The 822-nt window shown below is 63.3% G+C and carries 1 protein-coding gene and 1 pseudogene; both read right to left on the bottom strand.

Going from position 1 to position 822, the window contains the following annotated elements; genetic code table 11:
- Nucleotides 1-132: 132 nt before the first annotated feature.
- Nucleotides 133-549, bottom strand: coding sequence for a DUF1761 domain-containing protein (locus tag EN879_RS37610; RefSeq protein WP_024503046.1), 417 nt, complete (start codon nucleotides 547-549; stop codon nucleotides 133-135).
- Nucleotides 550-600: 51 nt separating this feature from the next.
- Nucleotides 601-822, bottom strand: a pseudogene (locus EN879_RS37605) (methyltransferase); the annotation flags it as partial.

Here is an 822-nt window from a genome sequence, read left to right as displayed (position 1 = left end):
GGGCAGTAGGGCAGTAGGGCAGTAGGGCAGTAGGGCAGTAGGGCAGTAGGGCAGTAGGGCAGTAGGGATAGGCGTCGGTGCCGTCTGCTCCCCTATTCCCCTACTGCCTTACTGCCCTACTCCCTTCTTGACTCAGCTTGCCACCGCGCCGAACCAGCCGATGACGGCGCCGATGATCAGTAGCACGCCGAGCCAGTGGCCGCCGTCGATGAGGGTCAGGTCCCAGCCGAAATTCTCGTAGCGATGGTTGACCGAGAGCGTCGTGGCGACGAAACCCAGCCAGAGCACGAAGCCGAAGACAAGTCCGGCGAGCCATGTCGGCTCGCCGCCGGTCATCGCGCCGACGACCAGCGCCATTATCGTGGCCATGACCAGTTCGGCGATGAAGCTGACGACGAAGGGCAGCGGCGACTTCTTCATCGTGGCCGGATCGAGCTTGGCGGCCTTCAGCCACGCCTTGCTCAGGCTCATGTACCAGGCGGCGCCGAACAGCCACGCCACGATTGCGGCAGCGACCACCGCCAGCCAGTTCACTGCTGAAAAATCCATGAGCTCCCCCCTCTGATTTGGATATGATGGAACGCCTGTTCGGCGATCGCGTCAAGCGAACCGCCAGACGGTCGTGCGCTTGACCAGCGCATCCTCCAGCGCCCGCGTGACGGCCACTTCATAGACCGCAAGCGGCTCCAGCCCTGTCTTCGGCAGATACGACCGGCCGGGATCGCCGACAAGGATTTCGGCGCCGCGCGCCTTCAGCGTTGCGAACCATGGCACCAGCCGGTCAGCGAAAGATTTGTCATAGAAAACATCACCGGCCAGGAC

The organism is Mesorhizobium sp. M7A.F.Ca.AU.002.02.1.1 (genome assembly GCF_003998535.1).
Taxonomy (GTDB): Bacteria; Pseudomonadota; Alphaproteobacteria; order Rhizobiales; family Rhizobiaceae; genus Mesorhizobium; species Mesorhizobium ciceri.
This window is presented reverse-complemented; position numbering and strand designations above follow the sequence as displayed.